Origin of the sequence: Nonomuraea composti (assembly GCF_012034275.1) — a bacterium.
In the GTDB taxonomy this organism is placed as follows: domain Bacteria; phylum Actinomycetota; class Actinomycetes; order Streptosporangiales; family Streptosporangiaceae; genus Nonomuraea; species Nonomuraea composti.
The window spans coordinates 26,026-46,391 of the sequence record NZ_JAATEP010000038.1; the positions used below are offsets into that span (position 1 = coordinate 26,026).

At 68.2% G+C, this 20,366-nt stretch carries 14 protein-coding genes; 11 read left to right on the forward strand and 3 right to left on the reverse strand.

The genetic code is table 11. From position 1 onward, the window contains the following. Window positions 1-715: 715 nt before the first annotated feature. Together HCN51_RS39320 and HCN51_RS39325 are read left to right on the forward strand one after the other, a co-directional pair. Entirely contained in the window at window positions 716-1,093 is a 378-nt protein-coding gene (locus HCN51_RS39320; protein ID WP_168017156.1) for a hypothetical protein, read from the forward strand. A 2,036-nt stretch (window positions 1,094-3,129) separates the two neighbouring features. Beyond that, entirely contained in the window at window positions 3,130-3,555 is a 426-nt protein-coding gene (locus HCN51_RS39325; protein ID WP_168017158.1) for a hypothetical protein, read from the forward strand. Here the strand turns inward: HCN51_RS39325 and HCN51_RS39330 are convergent. From HCN51_RS39330 to HCN51_RS39340, 3 genes are all read right to left on the reverse strand, one after another. Further along, complete coding sequence (locus tag HCN51_RS39330) at window positions 3,552-4,604, reverse strand: AfsR/SARP family transcriptional regulator (protein WP_240973734.1); 1,053 nt, start codon at window positions 4,602-4,604, stop codon at window positions 3,552-3,554. The genes HCN51_RS39325 and HCN51_RS39330 overlap by 4 nt on opposite strands. Before the next feature lie 831 nt (window positions 4,605-5,435). Then, on the reverse strand, window positions 5,436-5,825 hold the full coding sequence (locus HCN51_RS63135) for an SSI family serine proteinase inhibitor (RefSeq protein WP_168017161.1): 390 nt from the start codon (window positions 5,823-5,825) through the stop codon (window positions 5,436-5,438). Between the two features lie 820 nt (window positions 5,826-6,645). Continuing rightward, a complete protein-coding gene (locus tag HCN51_RS39340) occupies window positions 6,646-7,848 on the reverse strand; it encodes a peptide deformylase (RefSeq protein ID WP_487353032.1) in 1,203 nt (400 codons plus the stop codon). A 443-nt stretch (window positions 7,849-8,291) separates the two neighbouring features. Here HCN51_RS39340 and HCN51_RS39345 point away from each other — a divergent pair, with 443 nt between their 5' ends. From HCN51_RS39345 to HCN51_RS39385, 9 genes are read left to right on the forward strand one after another with little or no spacing between them, the layout of a single operon-like run. Then, on the forward strand, window positions 8,292-9,581 hold the full coding sequence (locus HCN51_RS39345; RefSeq protein ID WP_168017163.1) for an aminotransferase family protein: 1,290 nt from the start codon (window positions 8,292-8,294) through the stop codon (window positions 9,579-9,581). An 8-nt stretch (window positions 9,582-9,589) separates the two neighbouring features. Next, window positions 9,590-10,297 carry a glycosyltransferase family protein gene (locus HCN51_RS39350; RefSeq protein ID WP_168017164.1) on the forward strand — a complete coding sequence of 236 codons (708 nt, stop codon included), beginning with the start codon at window positions 9,590-9,592 and terminating at the stop codon, window positions 10,295-10,297. Further along, window positions 10,288-11,544 (forward strand): glycosyltransferase family 4 protein, encoded by a 1,257-nt coding sequence (locus HCN51_RS39355; RefSeq protein WP_168017165.1) that lies wholly within the window; start codon window positions 10,288-10,290, stop codon window positions 11,542-11,544. Before HCN51_RS39350 ends, HCN51_RS39355 begins: the two co-directional genes overlap by 10 nt. Window positions 11,545-11,576: 32 nt before the next feature. Further along, window positions 11,577-12,455, forward strand: coding sequence for a TauD/TfdA family dioxygenase (locus HCN51_RS39360; RefSeq protein WP_168017166.1), 879 nt, complete (start codon window positions 11,577-11,579; stop codon window positions 12,453-12,455). Beyond that, window positions 12,452-13,762, forward strand: coding sequence for a PLP-dependent aminotransferase family protein (locus HCN51_RS39365; protein ID WP_168017167.1), 1,311 nt, complete (start codon window positions 12,452-12,454; stop codon window positions 13,760-13,762). Before HCN51_RS39360 ends, HCN51_RS39365 begins: the two co-directional genes overlap by 4 nt. Next, window positions 13,759-15,090: a thymidine phosphorylase gene (locus HCN51_RS39370; RefSeq protein WP_168017168.1), complete on the forward strand. Its 1,332-nt coding sequence runs from the start codon at window positions 13,759-13,761 to the stop codon at window positions 15,088-15,090. The genes HCN51_RS39365 and HCN51_RS39370 overlap by 4 nt, the downstream gene beginning before the upstream one ends. After that, the gene (locus HCN51_RS39375; RefSeq protein ID WP_168017169.1) at window positions 15,087-16,403 is read left to right on the forward strand and encodes an aminotransferase class I/II-fold pyridoxal phosphate-dependent enzyme; all 1,317 of its coding nucleotides are present in this window, start codon (window positions 15,087-15,089) and stop codon (window positions 16,401-16,403) included. Before HCN51_RS39370 ends, HCN51_RS39375 begins: the two co-directional genes overlap by 4 nt. Further along, entirely contained in the window at window positions 16,400-18,097 is a 1,698-nt protein-coding gene (locus HCN51_RS39380) for an AMP-binding protein (RefSeq protein WP_168017170.1), read from the forward strand. The genes HCN51_RS39375 and HCN51_RS39380 overlap by 4 nt, the downstream gene beginning before the upstream one ends. Next, the gene (locus HCN51_RS39385; protein WP_168017171.1) at window positions 18,094-20,259 is read left to right on the forward strand and encodes an HAD-IA family hydrolase; all 2,166 of its coding nucleotides are present in this window, start codon (window positions 18,094-18,096) and stop codon (window positions 20,257-20,259) included. Before HCN51_RS39380 ends, HCN51_RS39385 begins: the two co-directional genes overlap by 4 nt. The last annotated feature ends 107 nt before the right edge of the window (window positions 20,260-20,366 follow it).

Here is a 20,366-nt window from a genome sequence, read left to right on the forward strand (position 1 = left end):
ACGCGCCCGGCTCGGCGTTCAGCGCCGCCCACACCGCCTCCACACGGGCATCGGTGTCCGGCGTGGGGTCGGTGTCCGGAGCGGCGGTGTGGGGCCCATCAGGGGCCGCCACGGGCACGGCGTCGGCGGCGTCAGCGTTATTGGTGGATGCGTCGGCGGGAATGTTTTCGATGGCGGCGTTTTCCGCTGCAGTGATAGTCATTCCGTGATTCCCTTTCTGGACTTTCCTGGCCCCGTTTCGGGTCCGGCGTTTTTTGTTTGTGCGACGACCATCCCTCGCATAACAAACAGCTGGCAAGTCGATCCGGGAACATTTTCCATCACCGCAACGGCTGGGAAGGCTTACCCGATGAACGACTACTGATCTGCGGAAACATCTCGCGAGCAGTTCGCCGCTACGACTTGACATCAGGGGCCGGCCGAGCTCTTCATATATTTCGCCGTTCGACGGTGAACGACACCCGATTGCCCGATTCTCAATCAACTGCTCTCAGGTGAATCTGCATTCTGGTTGACACGCATACACGATCGAGCGTTCATGAATTAGGCGATGGTTCGCCATCGAAAACATGCCGGAATAACGTGCCGGGGAAACGAAAGGGCACCCATGACGCCAACAATCACCGCCACCGACACCATCACTGTGAACACCGCCCACCTACGCGGCCTGACCGCCGCTGGCCCTGGATGGGCGCTCATGTGGGACGGACACGACGTGTTCACCGCCCTCGCCGACATCGCGGACCACGGCGCCGTCTTCACCATCACCAGGCGGGATGCCCTGGCCGCCATCCACGACGCGCACACCCCGAGCAGCGAACCGGCCGGGCACGCCGTCCTCGCCACCGACACCACCGCGCAAGCCCGTACTCGCCTCAACGACTGGCAGCACACCCTCAGACTGATGGCCGTCAGCGGCCCCTACCCGCGTCGCCAGTGTCCGCCACACGTTCGGCGACGACAGAACAGGCTCGTCCACAGCTTCTGCGGCAAGGATCTCACCAGGACCGACTCAGCCGGCACCCACCAACACCACTACTTGAAACTCGAGGAGACGGGACAGCAAACGATGAGGGGAACCACACCGGCATAGGCCAGACATCACGCAAACGTAGCCGCGCACATATTCCAGGAGTCGCCTTAAGGCGACTCGGGGCGGCCATCGCAACAGCCGAAACTCGCGTGACGTGAGCAAACGGCATATCAATAGGTGAGGCGCTCTCAGAGGCCACACCGAACGCGACAACAAAACGCGACACCGACGGCAACACCGAACAACGCCCCGCCCAGCAACCCGCAACAGCGACCGCGACAACCGAATGGGCCGACCGTCGTGTCCCCTCTCAGCCGACGTGGTCGCCTCGCCGCCGAAGACTGGCCCTCACCCAGCCCCGTCCAGCGCCTCTCAGCGCTGGACGGACGGGCGGACCGTTATCGACACCCACCTGCATCACGGCTGTCAAGTCCCGCATCACACCGGGAATGCCCGGCCCTCAGGCGGCGACAGCAGCCCTCGCTATGGGCTTCGACCGATGCCGGCGATGACGAGGCCTACCCTCGTCAGGTACTCCGCCCAGAGCGCCCCGACGCTCACCCCCAGGAACTTGTGCTCCCGCCCGTGATCGGCCCCGGTTCCTGCTCCGGCGCCACACTGGCCACCCATGCGGCCACCATGTCACTCGCGCCGGATCTGCGGCGACAACCGCCCACGTGCCCGTCCCCGACCGCTCAGCGGCCATGGCTCCGGCCGGGGGCGCAATCACCGCCAGCGTGCCGCTCAGCCCCGCCCCGGCGGCACCCTCTCCCCTGCGCGCCCCCCGCATGCCTACCCCCGACGCCAGTGACAATGGCCCGCCAACGCCCATCCGGCCCTCATCCGGCTCCGCCCCCAGCAGCTCCGACGAGCTCGGCCCCGATAGGTCAGCCTCCGCCACAGCGTGTTCATCGAGTACGAAGCCAGCCGAACCTTCTCCGGCCGAGATGGGCTTGAGCGGGATCGGCGGCAGCGCCTGGCGCAGTTCCTCCGGACCAGCCGCGCTGATGACGATCTGCGGGCCGCGCATCGCCAGCCACCGAGACCGCACCACCAGAAAGGCCCAAGCGGGCCAATCCCGGCGCAGTTCCGCCAGCGCCTGCTGCGCCCACAGTTCCTGGCCGAAGGCCGACACCTGGTCCGACTCTCCTCCGTACGCCCGCATCTCCAGGAAGGACGGCTCCTGGCCAGCCGCCGCGTACGGGACATCCGGCTCCGGCCCTCCCCCACCGGCATCGGCCACGTCAACAGCTGCGGCGGCCTGGGCCACCTCCTCAGACAAGGCGAGGTCCGCCCACACCGCATGTCCCGTGCTCGGATTACCCGCTGCCCCGTACCGGATCGCCAGCTTCGCCACTCCGGCCAGTCCGCGCCCGTGCTCCGCCAGTCCCGATATGGAGCCCGGCGTCCGGGAGAAGTCCGGTACCGCGCCTCCGCCCAGGTCATAAACGACGATGCGCACCACGTTCGCACCGCGCAGCACCTCCACCACGAAGAATCCCCGCACCTGCCCGGACCGCGTATGCCGCAACGTGTTGCTGACCAGCTCGGCCGTCACCCACTCCGCATCCCCACTCCGGTCGGTGTCAGCCAGCAACCCTCCCACCATGTGGCGCGCTGGAGCCGACTGATCCGCCCGCCCTGCGAAGGCTCGCCGCCAGGCCATCCCACTCCACACCTTCTGGGAACGGAACGTCGACATCACCAACCCCGGAGCCAGATCCGGGAACTCCTCTCCCAGCGGCTGCCGAAGCGTCCGCAGCTCGGAAGAGCGGCTCGGCTCGGCTGAGACGTGCTGCGTGCAGTGGTCCATGTTGGCTGTCCCTCCCGGTCACGCCCCCGGCACATCCAGGAGCGGCCAGCACCATCGCTCACCTCGCCGCCCGAATCCCACCCCCAACCCGTAACCCCGCCCCTGTACCGCGCCGACCAGCACCAACGCCGTCAACCCGTCCGCGCAACCCCCGCGCCACCCTCGACGATCACCCCACGCAGAAGCTTGAGCCCCTCGTCACAGGCCACCTACCGTCCCTCGATCCCACATTCACCCGGGGCGACCCACCGCCACGACCAGGACGGGAAGGACACCTCACCGCATGACCAACACCGGCTACCAGACGCTCCTCGACTGCCGCCGCCGCGGCCGATACCTACGCCAGCACGGCTTCACCATCGATCAGATCGCCATCATCCTCGCCCTCGACCACCCCGCCACCCCGCTCTGGCTCTACCGCCACGCCGTCGGCCTGACCGCAGCCCAGACGGTCGAGGCCTTCCACCGCCTCACTGAGACCACCGGTACAGGACTCCGAGAATCCCGCCTCTACGATTACGAGAACTGGCCGACGGCAGGCCGACGCCCCTCCGTCCACACCCTGCATCTTCTGGCTCGCATTTACGGCACGCAGCCCGCCCAGCTGCTCACCCCCGCCATGCTCGCCACCTACGCGCCACACGACCAGTACGTCCTCCACCGAGAAACCAGCCAAGGCTTCAACGAGCGATCTCACTCGCCTGCCTAGCGGAGAAATCGCTCACACACCTGGTGCACTTCGATGCTCGGGCTCGCGTCGATCTCCGCCAAGCGCTCCTCCAACAGCCCGAACGAGCGCCGTACGGCCGACGTCCTGCCCAGTTCTCCCTGGATTGTCATCAGCTGACACCACAACAGCTCGCTGTACGGATCGATGCGCTCCACCGCCAACCGCAACACGTCCAACGCGCGATCAGGATCATCCCCACGCACCAGCTCGGCCAGCCGCTCGGCCGCATCGACCGCCTGCCGCTGAGCGGCCTGCCGCAGCGGGAGGATCCACAGGGCATCCCGCCCAGCGAGCAACGGCCCCTGGTAGAGGGCCAGCATCTCATGCAGCGCAGCGAGCCGATCCGACTCCTCTCCCGTGCTGTTCGCGCGGATGAAGGCCTTCTCGAATCGCCAGTAGTCCACGTCGAAGTAGGCGGGCGCCAGGTGGCGTCGCTGCCGCGTCTTCACCACGAACTTCACGCTCGCCGCATGACCGGACGCCTGTCGCATCACCTGGTTGAGCTGCCGAACTGCGGACTCCAACGAGCGAACACCCCGGTCACCATCGCCCGGCCACAAGGTGTCGATGATGCTCTCCGTCGCCAGCCCCTCCTGGGAGGTCGACAGCAAGGCAAACAGATCGGACGCCACGGCACGGCCGAAGGAGACCTCCACGCCGTCATACGACAGCCGCAGCCCTCCGAGCACCTCGGCTTTCCCCTTGCCCGGCTCCGTCACGAACCCCGGCTCCACCCACTCTGCAGAAAGAGAAGCCGATGCGGTGTCTCCCAGGTCAACATCGTCCGACTCACGGGTAACTGCCGCGGCAGTGCCTGACTCAGGGGCTACGGTCTGTGCCTCCGCGGTGGCACCGGCCACGGGGTCGGCCGTGGCATCGATCCATGGTGCCTGTACAGAAACCGAAGCGGCCGCACTGCCGCTTCTTCCTGCATCAGTACGCCCACTGACCGCCGCGCGTGAAGAGGCGGCAACCGCCAATCCTGGCCAACGACGCCGGCGGTGGATCAGCACAGCAGCCAGCAGCATCACCACGAGCCCGAACAGCAGCGCAGCGACAAGCCGCCCCTGCCCATCGGACGCCCCTGCCGCGGGATGCCAGGTTGCGTGAGCTTCACTGCGGGTCGCCGCAGGTGAAGAGGCTGAGGGAGATGGAAGCGGCGAAGAGGGAGGACCGACTTCGACACGAGGTCGTGGCGACCGAACGTCGTGATGGTGAGCATGCCGGCGATGAGCACGCCTGACGTTACGCTGCCGCTCCGTAATTGGTTTCGACGCCCGGTTCGTCCCTGCATTCTCCTCATGCCACCCGCTCGGCCTGCCTTCCCTCCGCGGTGTCCGGGCGACAGGTGCAGGCCTGGGCGACCTCTCCCTGGGGGTCGAGCGCTTGGGCGTTGAACGCACTCGTGGTCGCGGAGGTGGCTCCGTCTCCGGAGGCACACGTTGAGACTCTGCCAGCCGCTCTTTGAGATTGGAAAGCCCGCGTCCCTCAGCAACGTCCCGATGCACCAACGCGCACAGTTTCTCCATATCGAACATCTGGCGCGTTTCCTCTGGAACCGGCGGACAATACGGCTCAGCAGCAGCCAAGGTCATACCCGAGCCACCCAGAAAAGCAGCCATCAAGGCGCCCGTGATGGCAATTCGACCAAAAGCCCCGGAAGCTCTTTTCCGGTCACTGGGAAGGCATCCCCGAAGCGCTAGGCTTCTCCAGAGGGTTGACACGTCAGCCGATTTACCACCAAGGCTTTCGTGGCACGCTCCGAAAATGGAATGCACATTACAAAAGTTGAGATCATGCCGCGCCCTGCGTGCACCGGCACCCCCCGCATGTCGACTCGACGACGCCGTGGCCGCTCCTCAGAAGCGGAAGACCGGGCCCGTCTTGGCAGCAAGCGCACAGGCGTTGGGGAAAGTCTTCTGCCAGCCAACGGTCCGGTTCCGCCACAGGCCATACATCGTCGCTGTAACCGGGTCACGCTTCTCGCTGCACCGGCGACCTGGATCGCCAGGAAGACGGTCGAGGTTTCCATCGACAGCGTCGATGACCACGCACACGACCTCACCGTATGGGTGCCCTCTCGTCAGACCTGGACACTGCAGGGTCACCATCTTCAGACTGCTGTTTCCATACGCCGTTACGGTGAGGACGACCGCGTTCGGCCGGGCGGCCCCGTAGGCCGGGATGGCTGTGAGAACGAGGCCGGCAGAGAGACCGACGCCAGTGATCAACAGGGGCAGGCGCATCATCGCTCCAGACGCCTTGGCGACTTAAAGTGATTGTAACACTACAGTAAGCCACCACCCCTTGCCTCGTATCCATGTAGTAAGCCTCACGAGACGAGATCACACTGCACCAAAGGAGCAAAGTTGCAGATTCGAGGCACGGTTCCGACACGGCGATGCGTCATGAATTATCAAGCGAAGATCAAAGCCCACAGAATAACCCAAGCGCCGTAGGTACGCTTCACCATAATCATCACGAGCATCGGGGGGCCGGAAATGCCCGAAAAGGGTAAACTGCCGCGGGGGTGCATGCGCGTCAGGACTCTACTGCAGGTGAGTGGAGCCGCCGCCGTCATAGCCACGGCAATAGCAGGGGGCAGCGTGCTCGGTGGCCGGCAAGACTCTTCCCCCCAAGCCATGGACGCACTGCGGGGCCTACCCGGCAACCGAGTTGTCGCCGCGCCTGCTCTGTCACGCGTCGACGAGCCAAAGGCGCACGGCGAAGGCCTACAACTACAACCGCTGGCCGGTCCCGAAGCCAACGGCCGTGCTTCCCGACCGGAGCCCCGTACGAAGCGCGCAAGCCGGCCGCGTCCCGACTCGCCGGTGTCGTCTGGACGGGGCGAGTTTCCATCGTTGATGGAGATGCAGTGTGACGAGTTGTTCCCGGCTCATAAGCGGGAGTTTCGGGTGCGCAACATCGCGTGCCATAGCCTCCTGGGCGCCTGATCTGGCGACAGCCGGGCGCCCAGCGTGAGCGGCTGGCCTATCGGCCCGGCCCGGTTCACGGATCGATCGACCGTCTCGGGTCGACAGCGGCCCGCTCGTCACCGAGCAGTCGGATTTACCGGTAACTCCATGCTTGGCCGGTGCCGCGATATTCCTCCACGGGAATGGGGGCGACGCCGGATCGCATGCGCTCGGTGTACAGGCGTCCGTACAGGTGGTCGATCTCGTGGCCGGCGAGGCGGGCCAGCGCGGCGTCCAAGGCGGCGATGACGCGTCGCCCGTCGAGGTGCGTGTGCTCGATCTCCAGGCGGAGCGGACGCGGCACCAGGCCGCGTACGTCGAAGAAGCTGAGACAGCCTTCGTACTGCTCATCGACCTCGGCGGACTCGCTGATCACCCGGGGGTTGAGCAGGACGAGCGGCTCGGCGTCAGGGTCAGGCGAGATGATGACGGCGGCGGATCGGTCGATGTCGATCTGCGGAGCGGCCAGGCCCATGCCCTTGCCGAAGACGTGCTGCTCCCGGACGCGTTGGATGGCGGTGAACAGCTGGTCGATGACGCCGGTTGCCTCCGCAGCCTCGGCGGGCAGGTCGAAGGGGCGCGCGGTGCGGGTCAAGATGGGCGCGCCGTGCTGGACGATTCCGACCGACCGCATCCGGTCGCTGGCGGTGCGCAGCGCGGGTTGCGGAACCGCGCCGTCGTCGCGGGCGCGGAATCGCCATTCGAGCCGGTAGCGGGCCCCCATGGGCGGGGTGTCGATGGCCCAGGAGAACACCGTTTCCTCGACGTCCCCGGTACGGCGTTCGGTCCGGGTGACGGGTGTCCTGAGCGGGACCGCTTCGGCGGTGGTTGAGGTCTCGGTGCCCCACACGACCGGGTCCAATGCGGCGGGAAAGACGAGCTCGACCGACAGACGCCGGGTGGGGAGCCGTACGGCGCGCTGGAACCAGGGGCCCCAGCGGCCGTCGTCCACTTGGTAGGCGTAGTCGAGTACCGCGTGCTGGCCGGGATAGAGCGGGAAGCGGCCGCGGTCGTTCTCCAGGCAGAGCCAGGCTTCCTTGAACGCGTCCCGGTCGTGCTTGGAGCGCCACGTCATCGGCTCGCCGTCGCAGGTGGCGGTCAGGTTGAGCTCATCCCAGGTGAGCGGGCGTGCGCGGTAGAGGGCGTTGGATCGCTCGGGCTGGCCGGGGTAGCGGTCCACGCTGATGCGCATCAGGTAGCGGGTGACCGGCTCGGCTCCGCCGTTGAAGAGGCGTCGCCGCTGTCTCGCCCGGTAGGTGGAGCCGTCGTAGTGCAGTTGGGCGTAATCGTCGTCCACGATCACGCCTTCCCCCTCGTGCTCCGCGGTCGCGGCCGGACGGGCGGGGGCTGTGGTCCGCCAGGCCTGCCACAGTGCACCGCCCGCGTTGAGCGCGCTCTCCGCCTTGCGGGCGAAGTCTTCGCTGGCGGCATGGCGGCTGGCTTCGACGTGACTGACGTAAGAGGGGTCGAAGCCCATCGTGATGGCGAGCTGCTTCTTACTCAGCTCTCGCCGTCGGCGCCAGTACGTGAGCTCGGCCGCAAATGACCGCCCCGGTGCTGAGGCTCCTGCTGCGGGCCCGCCTTGCGGCTGCGTTCCTGCGGTGGGGTTCACACCTGAATCCTTCCCAGGAATCGACATGAAGCCATGAATGAACCGTGAGTGATCACGCCTCAGCGTAGCGTCATCATCCGCTGCTGCGGTGTGCTCAGGGCGTCTCAGCCCAGCGGAAAGAGGAGCACATGGACAGGCTCTCCACCACCAAGGCGATCCTCGCGAACGCAGCCGACCATGTGTGGCGTCCATGGGCACCGATTCACGCCGACCACGATCCCCTGCTTCTGGTCGAGGGCCAGGGCTGTGAGGTCGTGGCGGCAGACGGACGACGCTTTCTGGACGCGCGAGCCGGTGTGTTCAACGCCGCCCTCGGCTACGGGCGGCAGGACGTGGCGACGGTCATGGCCACGCAGGCGGTCACGTTGATGGCGTACACGCTCCAGGAGGCGATCACCCCGCCCGCGGCAGAGCTGGCCACCCGGTTGGCGAGGTTGTTCGGTGAGCCGCTGTCACGGACGTTCTTCTGCAACTCGGGTTCGGAGGCGATCGAGAGCGCGATCAAGGTCGCACGGATGTTTCACGCCCTGTCCGGGGCGGGGCATCGACGGTTGATCGTCTCCTTGGCTCCGGGCTACCACGGCAGCACCTTGGCCACTGCGGCGATGACCGGTATGCCGGCGGTTCGCGCCCTGATGGAGCCGCTTCCCGAGGGGTTCGTGCTCGTACCAGGTGATCAAGCCGGCAGCGATCCCAGTGCGGTAGCCGCCTGCGCCCTGGGCGCCGGGGCCGATCAGGTGGCCGCTGTGGTGGTCGAGCCGGTGCTAGGGGTGGCTGGGATACGGCCGCTGCCGCTCGGTTACCTGGCTGCGGTGCGGCGCCTGTGCGATGGCATCGGCGCGTTGATGGTCGTCGACGAGGTCATGACCGGGTACGGCCGGACCGGCAGGTGGTTCGGTTACCAGCACGAGCCGCTCGTGCTGCCGGACATCGTGGTCACTTCCAAGGGGTTGACCGCCGGATACGCGCCGCTGGCGACGATGACGTGTCGCCAGCACATCTACGAGGTCTTCGCGCGCGATCCTGTTCTGGGCGGCCTGCGGCACGGCTTCACGACGGGTGGTCACGCGACAGCATGCGCGGCTGCCTGTGCCGTACTGGATGCCATCGAGACCGAGGGCTTGGTGGAGAACGCCGCCCGGGTGGGTGTACGGCTGCTGTCCGGTCTTCGTACTTTGATCGGTGAACAGGGCGTACGGCAGGTACGCGGGCGTGGACTGCTGGCGGCAGTGGAGTTCGACACCGCTGACCGGGCCGCGGAGGTGGCATTGCGCCTGCGCGAGACCCACCGGGTCCTGGCACGTCTGCAAGGGGCGGTGGTGGCGTTCGCTCCCCCGTTGATCTGCACGGAGGTGCTGGCCGACCGGATTTGTGAGGCCATGGCCTGCAGCCTCCGCCCGCAGGCGGTGGCGCGATGAGTGGCCCGTTGACGGTGATCGTGCCGTGCGCCGGAGCGGGTACGCGCCTGGGCCTCCCGATACCGAAGGAACTGCTGCCCATCGGGACCGGGCGGGTGGCGATCGACGGCGTGTTCGATCTGATCCGGGCCGCTCGTACGCCGACGCGAGTGGCCCTCGTCGTGGACGATCACCGCGCGGCGACGTTGGCGCACGTCCATCAACGTCATCGCGATGTTCCCGTTGCGGCCGTACGCCAGCGGGCGGAGTCGCCCGAGCTGGCCGGCGCGCTGGAATCGGCGCTGGAGTGGGCGAGCGAACGGGTTCTGGTGCTGCTTCCCGATCAGGTGCTGTCGGCTCCGCCGCCCGGTTTCCTGTTGGACGAGGTGCTGGCGGCGCTGGAGCGGGCTCCGGCCTGTGTCCTTGCCGCTCGTGAGGACGATCCGGCGCGCATCGCCATGGACGGGGCGTTGTGTGTCGATGACACGATGCACGGCCGGCGAGTGTGTCACCTGGTGGACAAGCCCGGCATGGACGCCGCCGAGCAGGGGCGGTTCAACGCGGTGTGGTTCGGGCTGGCCTTCCGCCGCGAGGCCGCCCAGCAAGTGATCGATCAACTCGCCGAAGCCGCCGAGCCGCCGCTGGGTGGCTCCCCGGTGATCGAGGTACCGCCGTTCACGGACCTGGGGACGTGGCCCTCGCTGCTCAGGTACTGGAAGGACCTGCCATGCGCGTGAGCCTGTTCACCGGTCCCTACCCGGTGGGAGAACGGATGGGTGGGATCGGCCTGCGCATGTGGGAGATCGCTCTGGGGCTACGCGCCGCCGGACACTGCATCCGCGTGATCGCCGCGCCGGGCAGTGACGTCTCCTGGTCTCGGGACGGGCTGGAGGTGAGGGAGTTCGGCGAGGACGGCTGGCAGGCGGAGGTGGAGGCCGCCCAGGCGGTGATCACCACCGATCTGCCCGACCCACGAGTGCTGCTGCACGCTCACCGGCTGGGCCGGCTCATCATCAGCGAGAACGCGCCACCGATCGAGCACCTGCACTACGACCAGTTGCGCGACTCGGCGAACGCCGACCGCTTCTATGAGCAGCTCGTGGCCCAATTTCGCCTTCAAAGCTGGGTGAGCGACCATTTCCTGGCGCGTTCGGAAGTCGAGCGCGCCGGGATGTACGCGACACTCGTCGCCCTCGGGCGGCTGACACCGCGCCAGCACGCCGTCGATCGCCAGCTGCACCACCTGGTTTCGCTGGTGCCCATCGGCTTCAGTCCGGAAGCCGCGACCACGGCCGCACATGCCGTCCCCACTGCTACGCCGGCTGACTATGCGTGGTCCGGCGGCGTGTGGGACTTCACCGACACGGGCGTTCTGTGCCAGGCACTGGCAGCGCTACGCGATGCGAGACGCGCGGTGAGCGTGCGGTTCTGCTACCCGCCTCCCGCCAACCAGCGCATCGCGGAGGCCGACCGGCTCCACCGCTTCACCGCCGACCTCGGTCTCGACGCCCACCTCGTCCACCACGACAGACCGCTCCCGCACACCGGCCGGGACGGCATCCTGGCGTCATCCCGCGCGCTGGTATGTCTGGGCCGCCCCGGCGCGGAGAACGAGACCTGCCATCGGCTGCGGCTGCGCGACGTGCTGCTCCACCGGATGCCGATCGTCATCGACAGCCACGGCGCCTCCGGCTCATGGGTCGCCCGGCACGGTGTCGGCCTGACCGTCGATACGACGGACGTCGCCGAGGTCGCCGCAGCGCTCGACGAGCTGATCCACAACCGCGAGACCTATGCGGCATGCAGAGCAGCGATCGACGTGCTGCGGCCGGCGTACCGGATGGACGTCACGCTGACCCCGCTCCTGAACTTCCTGCACCACGGCCGTCGCGCACCCGACACGGGCGGGCCTCGTCAGAAGGCAGCCGTTGAGCGGCTCTTCTCCGAGGTGCCCGCCGTCGCCGATCCGATCCAGCTCATCTGAACGACGCCCCCAAGCCTGAAAGGCGTACCCCCATGGCTGCTCTTGTGCTGGCCCAGCGCCTGCACCACGTCATCACGACCACCGACGAGAACCAGCTTCCGGCCTTCCCCACCTCGGTAAGCCCGATCCCGGTGGCGTCCTACGACTCCCCGCAGGCCAAAGACCTCGCCGCGGTGATCGGGCAACTCCGCTGCGCGGGGTTCGCGGTCACCTCCTGCCCCGAGCCGCCGACCCAGGAGCGCCTGCTCGCGCTGGCGGAGGCGTTGGGCCTGGGTGAGCCGTTCGTTCCGCCGCTCTACCGCCGTGCCGGCGCGATCGGGGTGGCGGCGAGCGGAATCTCGACACTGACCGCGTCGGCGGCGCACGTGGCGCACCCAGCCGTTTCCGCCTCCGGCCAGGGACTGCACGTCGATGGCCTGCTCCAGCCGATCGGAGAGGTGCTCACCTCGATCCTGCTCTGCATCCGTCCAGCTGCCGAAGGCGGGCAGAGCACGCTCTTCAACGCGATGGGAGCGTTCTGGCAGCTCGCCAAGACCGACCCGGACGCCGCCGCTGCCCTTCTCTCCGACCGAGTCCTGGGACGACGGGCCACCGTGAACGGCTCCTCCGATGTCACCTGGGGCCCGGCGTTCGCCGTCGTCAACGGCACGCTCGTCACGCGCTACAGCCGGGACGGCAACGACCTCTGGGATCCGGGAAACGGGCAGGAGGCAGCGCTTGGCCGGGCGCTCACGACGCTGCAGGTGCTGGCCGAGCCCGACTCCCCGTACGCGCTGCGGTTCACCTTGCAGGCCGGACAGGGCCTGATCATGTCCAACTCCCGCATCTGCCACGGCCGTACGCCCTACCGCGACGTCGCCGACCGGCCTCGCCGCATGCTCCGCGGTCTCTTCCTGCGGGACGCGTCGTGAGCGATCGTCTGATCAGCGACGTGGTGTCCGCGCTGGAGGCGCTCACCCGGCAGGAGCGCGAGGCCCAGCGCCGGCTCAACATGATCCCCAGCGAGAACCACACGTCCCCGTTGGCCCGCATCGCCCTGGGACTCGACAGCGGGCACCGGTACTTCTTCAACACCAGCAACGACCCGAACTCCTGGAATTTCCCGGCGGCCCGCGAAGCCTCCCGGGTGGAGACCGAGCTGACCCTGCCGCTGCTGCGCCGGCTGACGCGCGCCGAGCACGTCAACGTGCGGACGTTGAGCGGACTGCAGGCCATGGCCTTGGTGCTGTCCGCACTGGGCGGCGGCCCGGGCACCACAGTGATCAGCATCCACGCCGACCAGGGCGGGCACTACGCCACCGCCGGCCTGGCCCGGCGCCTGGGCCTGACATCAGTCCTCGCGAGCGGGCCCGATCCGCACAGCCTGGATCTCGATGCCCTCACCACGCTGGTCGCGCGGCATCGTCCGTCCCTGGTCTACCTGGACCTTTCGCACGCGCTGTTCCCGCTGGACGCCGAGGCGGTGGTGGCGGCGATACGCGCGGCCGGAACCTCCGCCCGCGTTCACGTCGATATCTCGCACTGGATGGGACTCGTACTGGGCGGCGCGATACCTCACCCGCTGGACGCGGGAGCGGACTCGATGGGCGGATCCACGCACAAGACGTTCCCCGGCCCTCAGCACGCTCTAATTGCCACCCGCGATGCGCACCTCGCTGCCGAGATCGGGCTCGCTCAACAGGAGATGATCTCCAATCACCATCTCGCGGTCACCTGCGCGCTCGGCCTGGCAGCGGCCGAGTTCCTCGCCGCCGATCCCCTGGGCTACAGCCGGCAGATCATCGCGAGCGCCCGACTGCTGGGCGCTCACCTTGCCGAGCGCGGCCTCCCGCCGGAGGCGGCCGAGCGTGGCTACAGCGGCGGCCACCAACTGTGGGTGGACAGCGCGCGTGCCGGAGTCGATGCCGACACAGCTGCCAGGCGGCTGGACGAGGCCGGCATCAGCGTCAACGTCCTGACCGACCTGCCCGGCATGCAGGGACGTCCGGCACTGCGGCTGGGAGTGGCCGAGCCGCTGTCGGTCGGCTTGACCACTGACGACATGCCTTTGGTGGCCGATCTGGTGACCGCCGCCGTGTTCGCCCGCCGCCCGGCCGATGTGATCGCCGAGCACGTCGCCGCGCTGCGGGCCGCGCGCGTACCGCGCTGGCGCCTGGCCGACCAGCCGCAGATCGCCACAATCCTCCGCCGCCTCACCGCTCAGGAGTACGCCGCATGAACGACCTCTCTCCGTGCCCGCCTGTACCGGAGCTGATCGAACGGACCCGCTCTCGATCCGGGCTCGCCCCTGCGCACATCGCCGCTCTCATCGGTGGCCACCTCGCCGGGCGCGTTCCCGACTACCAGATCAGCGCGTGGCTGATGGCGGTCACCTGCTCCGGCTTGTCCTCCGCGGAGACCGCCGAACTGACACGCGTTCTCGCCGATACCGGCCAGTGCCTGCATCTGGGGCAAGACACGTTCGTCGCCGACAAACACTCCACAGGAGGAGTCGGGGACAACGTCACCTTGGTCTTGGCGCCGCTTCTGGCGGCCGTCGGCATCCCCATGGCCAAGATGAGCGGCCGCTCGCTCGGTCACCACGGCGGCACGGTCGACAAGCTTGAGGCGATCCCCGGCCTGGTCCTTCCGACGACCCCTGAGCAGGTGAAGGCCAGTCTGGAGACGACAGGGATGGCGATTGCCACCCAGTCCTCCGCGTTCGCCCCAGGCGACGCCGCCCTGTACCGGTTGCGGGACGTGACCGCCACCGTCGACTCCCTGCCGCTGATCGCAGCATCGGTCATGAGCAAGAAGCTCGCCACCGGGGCGAGCGTGGTCGTCCTCGACGTCAAGACCGGCGGCGGCGCGATGATGCGCCACCTAGAGGATGCCCGCGCCTTGGCGGAGCTGATGGTCGCCATCGGATGCCAGAACGGCCTTCCCACCCGCGCCGTGATCAGCGACATGAATCAGCCGCTGGGCAGCGCCATCGGCAACAGCCTGGAGGTCGCGGAAGCGCTCCACGTCCTGGCGGGCGGCTACGTGCCACGTCTGAACGACCTGGTCCTGGCCCTGGCCGGCCAAGTAGCTGCCGCCGCGTGGCCCGCCGTACCCAACGAGGTGGTCGACGCGCGCCTGCGCAAGGCATTGACCGACGGATCGGCTCAGAACGTCTTCCGTACGTGGGTCGGCATGCACGGAGGCGACGTCGCCTCCATCGACGATCCCGCGCGGCTCCCGCGGGCGCCTCATGTGGTCCGCGTTCTCACGCCCAGCGGTGGTGTCGTCCAGTCGATCGATGCTGCCGCTCTGGGTGGTCTGGCCGGGCGCCTGGGGGCAGCCCGCGAGCAGGCGGGAGCGGCTGTTGATCCCGCTTCGGGTATCCGGCTGCTCGTGGGGGTTGGCGCCAAGGTCGAGGCCGGCGCGGATGTCGCCGAACTGCACACCTGCACCGGAGGCGACGCGGAGCTGCTCGCTGCCGCGCAGGCGGCCTTCACCATCGGCGACGCTCCCGCCGCTGAGCCGCCTCTGGTGCACCAGATCATCACGGGAGACGCGACATGATCGGAGTACCCGCGATTCCCGCCGACGTGGACTGCGTAGCGGTCTATCACCGCCTCCGCGAGGGAGTGCCGAAATCCAGCTCCCAGATCGGCTACGGCTACAACCTCTACCCGGCCGCTCGGGCGGTCACCGACCACCTGAGCACCATCCTGCGTACCTGCGTCCAGACCGGCCGGATCGCCGAGTACGGGACGCGGGCCGATGCCGCCGACCGCGATCTCGCCGCCACGCTGGCCGGCGCGTACCTCGGTGTGCCGGTCAGCGGCGACCAGGTGGTGTTCACCCATGGCTCGACCGAGGCCATCAGCATCGTCACCGGCTTCCTCGCTGCCTGCGACACCAGCTTGGTGCTGCCCATGCCGTGCTACTACGCCTTCGAACAGACCACCCGGCGGCGCGGCGGCGTGATCGCGGGCCGCTACCGCTACGACGGCACCGCAGCGACGACCGGCATCGACACCCGGTACCGAGCCATGGTCGAGATCCTGCCCAACGGCGTCACCGGCACCCTGTTCACCCGCCCCGAGATGGACACGGACTTCACGGTGCTCGACGTCGTCTTCCAAGCAGGCGGCTCCGCCCAGGCCACCGCGCGGGTCGTGCAGGAGGCCCGCGCCCTGGTGGCGGGCGGCCTCGAAGCCACGGCGGTCATGATGACGCCCGCCAAGGACATGTGCGTTCCCGGCCTACGGGCCGGCATCCTCATCAGCGGGCACCCACCCCTCATCGCAGCGGCCAGAGAAGAGCAATTCGACCGCACGGCATCCATCAACCCGATGATCGGCCAGACCGTCCTGCTCTACCTGACGGTCCTGCTGCTGGCCGACGCCGAGCGAACGGGAGGTATGCGGGCCTTCGAGCAGACGTACAGCTGGATCCGGAGCCAGTTCACAGATCACGATGTCGCTCCCATCCCCACGTTGGAGACCTGCGTCGAGATCATCGACCACCTCCGTGGAATGGCAGCACACTTCACGCGAGCGTTCGCCCTGCTAAACGACCACCCCAGCCCGCTATTGGAGACCGGCGACGGGCTGCGGCCCATGGCCGGGTATTCGCTGCTCCCCCGCGTACACGCACCCCTGGGCGATACGGAGAAGGTCATCGCCTGGGTCAACGCCATCGGCCGCCACCACCACCTCAAGCTCAACCCGATGCTGCTGTTCGGCGGAAGCGCTCCGGCTTGGGAGACCCTGTACCCCGGGCAAGCACGCCTGCGCGTGAACCTCTCAGTGCCCCACCTGGATCTCACCACGTCGTTGAAGCTCCTCGATTACGCCCACGCCGAGATCACGAAGCGAGGCACGCCATGAGCAACACGCTGCTGGACGCCATCGCCGCCCAAGCCACCGCTCACCCTGAAGCCCTCGCAGTCACCGACACCCACCTTGGGCACACCCTTTCCTACGCCGACCTGATCAGGGACGCCGCCGGCGTCGCCGGAGCGCTACAGCCACTCAACGTGGCCGGATCAACGGTGCTGCTGGCGCTGCCGCCCGGCACACAGTGGTGCGCCGCCCTCCTGGGCATCTGGCAGGCAGGAGCCGTCGCCGCGTTCGTCGATATCAGCCATCCTCCCGGCCGGCTCGCCGCGATCACCGACGCCTGCTCCACCCGAACGGCGATCACCCCAGACGGGAAGCCCCCACGATGGGCAGCCGACACAACCGCTGTCGCCCCTGGGGCAACGACAGGCGTCACACTTGACCAACCGCCAGCCACGTCGGGATGCGTCTTCCATACCTCCGGCAGCACGGGAACACCCAAGCCCGTCCTCGTCCGGCAAGACGCACTCGCGGCACGGACGGAAGCACTGCGTACCCTGTACGGGTTCACCCCGTCCGACCGGATCGCCCAGCTCACCGCACCGTGCTTCGACGCCGTGCTGTGGGAGCTGCTCCCCACCCTGACCGCGGGCGCCCACCTGCTCATCCCCGGCCCACGGCACCGCAGCATCGGCTCCGAACTGGTGGCCTGGCTGCACGACCAGCGCATCACCGCCTTCACCTGCACCCCGACGACGCTCACCACCATGCCCTTCGCCGAGCTGGACGCACTGCGCTTGATCGTGCTGGGCGGCGAGACCCTCCACACTGCACCGCTCAAGCAGTGGCTGAGCCGGTACCGGGTCGCCAACGCCTACGGCCCCACCGAGGCGACCGTCGAAGCGGTCATGGCGCTGCCCATCACGCCTGACCTGGACCCGGTGCCCATCGGCCGGCCACTGCCCGGCGTCATCACGCATGTCCTCACCAGCGACGGCCAGGCCGCAGCCGCCGGAGAAGTCGGTGAGCTGTATCTCGGCGGCATGGGCCTGGCCGAGGGCTACCTGGGGATGAGCCGAGAAACCGCGTCCCGCTTCGTACACCTCGATCTGGACGGTGCGGGACCACGCCGCTTCTACCGAACCGGCGACCTCGTCCGCGAACTGGATGACGGCCAGCTAACCTTCGTCGGCCGAGCAGACCAGCAACTCAATCTGGGCGGAGTACGCCTGGAGCCAGGCGAGATCGAAGCGATCGCGCTCCGGATGCCCGGCGTCCAGGCCGCCGCGGTCTGCGCCGTCCCCGCACCAGACGGCCCGGCTCTGAGCTTGTACGCGGTGGCGTCCGTGCCCGTCACGGTCGCACAGCTTCGCCGTCACCTGGCCGCTCACCTTCCTCCCAGCGCGGTCCCCTCACGTCTCCGCCTGGTCGCCGACCTGCCACGCACAACCAGCGGCAAGCTCGATCGCGGAGCCTTGACGAAGCTTGGGCACCCACCGCCCGTACATCCGGATGTCGATCTCCCCGAAGACGTCGCCCTTCTCTGGCAGCGCCTGACCGGCACGTCACCAACGGGGGCCGACTTCTTCGCCGACGGCGGCGACTCCATCGCAGTGCCCGCGCTCGTTCACGGCGTCAACGAAAGCCACGCCACCCGGATCACCATCACCGACTTCACGGCGGACCCGACGCCCGCCTGCCTCGCACTCGCGATCACCACAACGCGGAAGGAGCTGCCATGACTCTTCGTGGCCTGCTCGTGGACCTTGACGGCGTCGTACGGCTCTGGCGCGGCCACGGCCGCCGCCGCGCCGAAGCCGCGTACGGGCTTCCTGAAGGAACCATCCGCCGCCTGGCCTACAACGACGACTTCGACGCAGCCCACCACGGGCTGCTGACGTATGCCGCCTGGGTCGAGCGGGTCCGGGACCGTCTGGTCACCGAGTTCGGCTCCCAAGCCGCCGGCGCCGCCGATCTGTGGTCCAGCGATCGAGGCGAGGTCGACCCGGACATGGTCAAGCTCCTTAGCCAGGCGCGGGCCGCCGGGCTACGCATCGCCACCCTGACCAACAACACCGATGCGGTTCCCACCGACCTGGACCTTCACGGCATTACCCACCTCTTCGACGTGGTCGTCAACTCGGCGGACATCGGCGCCACCAAGCCGGCCCCCGCCGCCTACATCACCGCGGCCGCCCTCATGGAGCTCCACCCACGCCAGATCCTCTTCACCGACGACAATCCCGCCAACGTACGAGCCGCACACACATGCGGCATGAGCGCCGTCCCCTTCACCAGCGCACGAGCGCTGGCCCAAGCCCTCGCCGACCGCGGCTTCCCTCTCGACCAACCGGCCACACCCCCAACCTCGTGCCTCGGAGAAGGCCCGATGATCGCCGGCCTGCTGAACGCCCACGGCAGCACCGCGTTTCCCACGCCTGGCAGCGGAGAGGCCACCACCGCCGGCTATCGAGTGATGTATCTGTCCACGCCGAAGAGCACGGCCGATATCGTTGACGCGCTCGCTGATCACGCCGCAATCACCGGCATCTCCGCTCACCTCGCTTCAATCGGCGTGCAATCCGCCGACGGCACGCTCACAGAGGTGCGGCTCCTGCCCCACGACGTTGAGGAACCCGGCGCTCCAGCAACCTCTCCGAGCAGCGACGTCGAACATCTTCCCCCCTGGACGCCGGCCCTCCGCACTGCTGCCGCCCGCGCGCTCCAGACTGCGGCTTCCCAGATGGCCTGGTCGCTCACCCAGAGCGTGCTCGCCCATGAGCGCGGCGACGCCCTGGCCGCCGCACATGCGCTGGACCGGGCCCGCATCGCCGCCACAGACACGATAACGATCTTGGCCCGCCACCAGGCCGCCCCCGCCCCTGGTCTCCTCCTGTCCCGGTATCTCGGCAGCGCCACTCAACAAGCCCTCGCCACCTCGCTGAGCTGCGATCCCCTCACCCCCGACGGGCTGACTTCCGCAATCGGAGCGCTCATTCCCCTCCTGCGCCATGCCCGGTACGCAGGTCTCCACCTGTTCGAAGCGCCGCTCGTCTGGGACTGGCAGCACCTGACCGCCCAACTGAGCAGCATGCTGGGCGCCGTGGACCTGGGCCCTTCTTTGCTGCGCGGAGATGCGATGTACGACGCCGCGCTCGCCGAGGTCTACGACCGTCACCGGCATGTACCTGCTGACATGGCTTCCGGCCTGGCTGAATGTGCACGTCGGTGGCTGAACGACGCTGATGTCCTGGAGGTGGGAGCGGGCACCGGCCGGATCACCCGCCACCTCGCTCCAGGATCCCGTTCCTACCTCGCCCTCGAGTACTCGCCCGCCATGGCCAACCTCGTACGAGCACGGCCCATGGTGCAGGTGACCGTGCAGGTGGGCGACGCTCTCGCCCTCCCGACCGCCGACAACAGCATCGACGTCGTCGTGGAACACGAGGCCCTGATGTTCACCGCCGACCCCCTACGTGCGGTGGACGAAGCGCTGCGTGTGCTCCGGCCCGGCGGAACTCTGCTCAGGCTGCTGGTGCATCCTCTGGGCCAGGACGCGGTCAGCGAGGTCGAGCACGCCTACCGGCAAGCGGCCTTCCATGACATGCCGCCGCCGGTCTTCATAGGCAAGGGGACTGACGAGCGGGTGACTCACCACCTGACCGGCCGAGGCCACACGACTCAGAGCCATGATCTCGCCGTTTGGGACGACGCCTCCGCGGTCGAAGACGCCGTAGCTGCCCTGCAAGATCGCGCGTGGCCCTACACCCGGCTTCCGGACGACGCCCGACACCAGCTGGGGCTGGAAGCCGCTCACCGAGCGGCATCGCGCCTGGCCGCACTGCCAGCCCGGCGACTGCGACTGTATGCCCTGGCCACGACCATCCCGGAAGACTCGCCATGACGACCGCCCTTCCCGCCTCCTGCAGTTGGGCCAGCGACCTGCGGGAGGCTACGGAGCATCTTTGGGCCGGCCGCATCTCCTTGCTGAGGCCGGCTGATCCCGATCGG

Bases quoted from the DNA above. Each gene is read 5' to 3' on its own strand.
- HCN51_RS39325 (WP_168017158.1), top strand. From the start codon at position 3,130: ATGACCAACACCGGCTACCAGACGCTCCTCGACTGCCGCCGCCGCGGC.
- HCN51_RS39330 (WP_240973734.1), bottom strand. From the start codon at position 4,604: ATGCTGCTGGCTGCTGTGCTGATCCACCGCCGGCGTCGTTGGCCAGGA.
- HCN51_RS63135 (WP_168017161.1), bottom strand. From the start codon at position 5,825: ATGATGCGCCTGCCCCTGTTGATCACTGGCGTCGGTCTCTCTGCCGGC.
- HCN51_RS39345 (WP_168017163.1), top strand. From the start codon at position 8,292: ATGGACAGGCTCTCCACCACCAAGGCGATCCTCGCGAACGCAGCCGAC.
- HCN51_RS39355 (WP_168017165.1), top strand. From the start codon at position 10,288: ATGCGCGTGAGCCTGTTCACCGGTCCCTACCCGGTGGGAGAACGGATG.
- HCN51_RS39360 (WP_168017166.1), top strand. From the start codon at position 11,577: ATGGCTGCTCTTGTGCTGGCCCAGCGCCTGCACCACGTCATCACGACC.
- HCN51_RS39370 (WP_168017168.1), top strand. From the start codon at position 13,759: ATGAACGACCTCTCTCCGTGCCCGCCTGTACCGGAGCTGATCGAACGG.
- HCN51_RS39375 (WP_168017169.1), top strand. From the start codon at position 15,087: ATGATCGGAGTACCCGCGATTCCCGCCGACGTGGACTGCGTAGCGGTC.
- HCN51_RS39380 (WP_168017170.1), top strand. From the start codon at position 16,400: ATGAGCAACACGCTGCTGGACGCCATCGCCGCCCAAGCCACCGCTCAC.
- HCN51_RS39385 (WP_168017171.1), top strand. From the start codon at position 18,094: ATGACTCTTCGTGGCCTGCTCGTGGACCTTGACGGCGTCGTACGGCTC.